At 60.1% G+C, this 4,281-nt stretch carries 4 protein-coding genes; all 4 read left to right on the forward strand.

Features of this window, described 5'->3' with window-relative positions; translation table 11 throughout:
- The first annotated feature begins 16 nt into the window (after positions 1-16).
- Entirely contained in the window at positions 17-1,333 is a 1,317-nt protein-coding gene (locus Q0L94_RS12300; protein WP_296753651.1) for a sigma-54 dependent transcriptional regulator, read from the forward strand.
- A gap of 259 nt (positions 1,334-1,592) precedes the next feature.
- A complete protein-coding gene (locus tag Q0L94_RS12305) occupies positions 1,593-2,228 on the forward strand; it encodes a hypothetical protein (protein ID WP_296753648.1) in 636 nt (211 codons plus the stop codon).
- A gap of 140 nt (positions 2,229-2,368) precedes the next feature.
- Positions 2,369-2,623, forward strand: a complete 255-nt coding sequence (locus tag Q0L94_RS12310) for an AlpA family phage regulatory protein (RefSeq protein WP_296753649.1) — start codon at positions 2,369-2,371, stop codon at positions 2,621-2,623.
- 3 nt (positions 2,624-2,626) lie between these two features.
- On the forward strand, positions 2,627-4,183 hold the full coding sequence (locus Q0L94_RS12315; RefSeq protein WP_296753650.1) for a replication endonuclease: 1,557 nt from the start codon (positions 2,627-2,629) through the stop codon (positions 4,181-4,183).
- Positions 4,184-4,281: the final 98 nt, after the last annotated feature.

The raw sequence follows: 4,281 nt of genomic DNA on the forward strand, positions 1-4,281 counted from the left end.
ACGGCAGGGAGTAGACATGGCCGCCTCTCCGCGCATTCTGCTGGTGGACGACGAGCCCGACCTGCTCGACCTGATGGAGCTGACGCTGGTCAAAATGGGGCTGGAAACCGATCGCGCGAACAGCGTGGCCGAAGCGCAGACCCGCCTGGCGCAGACGCATTACGACCTCTGCCTCACCGACATGCGGCTGGGAGACGGCGAAGGGCTGGACGTGGTCGCCTGCGCCAGTGCGCTGACGGCGCCGGTTCCGGTGGCCGTCATCACGGCCTATGGCAACGCCGGCAATGCGGTCGCCGCCCTCAAAGCCGGGGCCTTCGACTATCTGGCCAAACCGGTGGCGCTCGACCAGTTGCGCGCATTGGTCAAATCTGCGCTGAACATTCCTGAAGCCGCCCAGGCAGACGTCACTGCGCGCGACCTGATCGGCCAGTCCGCGGCCATGCAGGAAATCCGCGCACGCATCGCCAAGCTCGCCCGCACCCAGGCGCCGGTGCATATCGCCGGCGAATCGGGTAGCGGCAAGGAGCTCGCCGCACGGTTGATCCACCAGCTGGGCAACCGTTCGGACAAGCCCTTCGTCGCCGTCAATTGCGGCGCGATCCCCGAAACACTGATGGAAAGCGAATTTTTCGGCTATCGCAAAGGCGCGTTCACCGGCGCCGACGCCGATCGCAGCGGATTCTTCCAGGCGGCGGACGGCGGCACCCTGTTCCTCGACGAAATCGCCGACCTGCCGTTGTCGATGCAGGTGAAACTGCTGCGCGTGTTGCAGGAAAAAAAAGTACGCAAGGTCGGCGCCACCACCGAAGAAGCGGTTGACGTGCGCATCGTCAGCGCAACCCACCAGAATCTGGTCGCACTGATAGAGGCCGGGCGCTTTCGCCAGGATCTGTATTACCGCCTGAACGTCATCGATCTGATGATGCCCAGCCTGCGCGAACGCGCCGAAGACATCCCCGAGATGGCGCGCTTCCTGCTCGACAAGCTCGGCGGCGCCGAGATCAAACTCGACCGCGACGCCGAAAAAACGCTGCGCGCCTACGCCTTCCCGGGCAACGTACGTGAACTCGAAAACACCCTGGAGCGTGCGCTGGCATTGTGCGAAGACCGCTGCATCCGTGCCGCCGACCTCAACCTCGCGCCGGCCCAGCTCCCGGCCAGCGCCGCCTCCGGCTGCAAATACCCGCTGCAGGATTACCTCGACCAGGCGGAGCGCGCGGCCATCCTCGAGGCACTGGAACAAACCCGCTACAACAAAACTGCCGCCGCACGCGTGCTCGGCGTCACCTTCCGCAGCCTGCGCTACCGTCTGGAGCGGCTGGGCATCGAATAGCGCGCCGCGCCCAGCCGCCAAGGCCCGGGCCATCCAGATGAAAAAACCCGCAATCCTGATGGATGCGGGTTTTTATTGGATGTGCGGGAGCTTGTCTGACCCATAATTGCCAACGTAAGCCATATTTGCTGGGCCATCACGCTAAACGAAGAGACGTGATACCCCCATATATACCCCCACCTGTCGCCTGCAACCGATAAACGCCTCGCCCTTGTCGCGCAGGTATCATGGCTTTGCCGCCCACCGCCTGAATGCAACCATGAACACCCCTAACAACCCGGCTGACGATTCCGTCCTTTGGACAATTCCCCGGCCTGACTGGCGACAATGGGAAAGGAAGCGCAAAGCGAAGTTGTGGCAGGCCATCGCCCTACTGTGCGAGCTAGAACCCTCCAGACTTGAAAGCCCCAGGCCATTAAGCACCGTCCCGCAAAGCATCAGCACGACCGGCAAACTGGATACAGTGTTCACCCAACCCCCGCCGAAATTCAATTCGCTGCTTGGCCTTGCTAAAACCGGCATTGGCGCGGGCTTGCTAAGACCCGACAAACTCGACCCGGAAAAGCTTGAAGAGAGCGAAATCGACTTAACGGTGTTTACATCCTGGGCAAATACCATCGGGCTAGTTTTTCCTGGGGGATACCCCTGGCAGCCTGAAATGAATATTCAAGCCACCGGCTGGCCATGGGGGCGCTACGAAACCAATTTGCTTCGTAAACTAGCCCGAGCAGCTGACCTTTTCTGGAAAAGCTACGACCCCGCCGACCCCTCAAGCGCACCAACCAACAAGCAAGTTATTGAATGGCTAATCGGAGAGAAAGTCGCCAGGCGAACCGCCGAAGTTATGGCGACGATCCTGCGTGCGGACGGCCTCCCAACCGGCCCGCGAAAATAGTTATCCGCGCCCTCTCCCGCCAGTAGCGGCGCGGGATTCAGCTTATTTGCCGCACGATCCCCGCGACCTACTGCGCCTATTTCTGCCCTGACAGAATCGTAAAACTGCGAACCATCCTAATCCACCACTGAGGTGCAACGATGGTTCAACGACTCCTGCGGCTTCCTAGCGTCAAGGCCGAAACTGGCGCTTCGCGCTCGACGATCTACCTTCGCATTCAGCAAGGCTTGTGGCCCAAGCCTGTAAAACTCGGACCGCGCTCCGTGGCCTGGCCAGCTTCTGAGGTTGCCGCACTCAATGCCGCACGCATAGCGGGCATGGCCGATACAGAGATTCGCGCCTTGGTGGCGAAGCTCGAAACCGCCCGCAAATCAGCCACCAACCTGAGCATTTAAGCCATGCGCCCGGCAAAGCGCGTATGCCCACCGACGGAATGGACTTCTGAGGCTGAGCGCATCGTTTGGCATTTGGATAACAGCGATGGGGATGATCGGCGCTTTCGCCATGAGATTTTCCGGCAATGGCCAAACCGGATTGCATATGCGGTGGCCAAGTCATACCGGGAGCGCCACGACACCCAAGGGCTACGCGAAGCCAATCTTTTCCTGCTGGATATGCAGGACAAGTTCAAGCCTTCCAGCATGGCGCTTGCCTGGAATGATGACGAGCTGGTATCGGAAGCGGAACGGGCCAGCAAGCGATGCCGGGAAGCATTGGCGCTCTACCCGGGACGCCTTGATGAAACCCTCAGGCTCCTCCTCCGTATCTGTAACCGTTACAGCCTGGACGCTGCCCCTGTTACAGATACCGATACCGTTACAGAGAAAGAACCACGCATCCGAGTGGGGCAAACACCCTATACCGTTACCGGATTCATTCGCCGTGTTACCGATAGGGACAGCAGATGGTGGCGCAGGCAGCTACGCAGCCGACACGGGCGAGATATGGAAGCTGCCGCGATTCAAGTCGGATTAGTCAAAGCCCAGGCGGGCATTTATGCCAGCGATGAAACGCTGGAACGCAAGCGCCAGCAACACAGGCGAAACCGTCGCATCCTAGAGTCCATGCAGGCCGTAAACGATTCTGGATACTGCCAGAGTCTGGCTGAGCTTTCGGATGTAACCGTATCGAATCCGCGCATCCGGCGCGCCGAACTGATGACCCGTGCCCGCGGGTTTGAAGACATAGCCAAATCACTTGGGCATGCGGCCGAGTTTTACACCGTCACCTGCCCTTCTCGCATGCACGCCAGCCTCGCCAAGTCCGGCAAGCCTAATCCGAAGTACGACGGGACAACCCCCAAGGAAGCCCAAGCCTATTTGGCAAAGGTATGGGCCCGCATCCGCTCGGCTGCTGCACGCGAAGGGGTGGGCGTTTATGGCTTCCGGATTGCGGAGCCCCAGCACGATGGCACGCCACATTGGCATTTGCTGCTGTTCGTGCGACCAGACCAGATCAATACGCTAAGGACATTGTTCAAAAAATACGCCCTGCAAACCGATGGAAACGAACCCGGCGCGGAAAAACATCGATTCACGGCGGTGGCCATTGACTGCAATAAGGGGAGCGCCGTCGGATACATCGCCAAGTACATTTCCAAAAACATCGATGGCTTTGCGCTTGATTCCGGCGTCTATGGCGAAAACCCCATTGAGGGTGCAGAACGGGTTAAGGCATGGGCCAGCGCATGGGGCATTCGTCAGTTTCAGCAAATCGGCGGGCCACCCGTCAGCGTGTGGCGCGAGCTTCGGCGCCTAAAGGGTGGCGGCCCCCAGGGCGCGGTCGCTGAGTTATCCGCCGCCGCTGATCAAGGGGACTGGCAGACCTACGTAAAACTCATGGGTGGCCCTATGGCACCACGAAGGGACCATCCCCTTAGGCCGGCCCGCTTATGGAGCGATCAGCCGGGACAGGGTAATCCCCCCATTTTTAGCAGCCGCCAGAAATGGAGTTAGTTGGCGAGCATCAATTTCTGCACAGGTGTGATGCCGCCCAGCGCCATGTTCGGTCGTTCGTGATTGTACGACCATAGCCAGCGAGTGGCCGACTCCTG

It is taken from the genome of Thiobacillus sp., from assembly GCF_024708915.1.

Bases quoted from the DNA above. Each gene is read 5' to 3' on its own strand.
- Q0L94_RS12315 (WP_296753650.1), top strand. From the start codon at position 2,627: ATGCGCCCGGCAAAGCGCGTATGCCCACCGACGGAATGGACTTCTGAG.
- Q0L94_RS12305 (WP_296753648.1), top strand. From the start codon at position 1,593: ATGAACACCCCTAACAACCCGGCTGACGATTCCGTCCTTTGGACAATT.
- Q0L94_RS12310 (WP_296753649.1), top strand. From the start codon at position 2,369: ATGGTTCAACGACTCCTGCGGCTTCCTAGCGTCAAGGCCGAAACTGGC.
- Q0L94_RS12300 (WP_296753651.1), top strand. From the start codon at position 17: ATGGCCGCCTCTCCGCGCATTCTGCTGGTGGACGACGAGCCCGACCTG.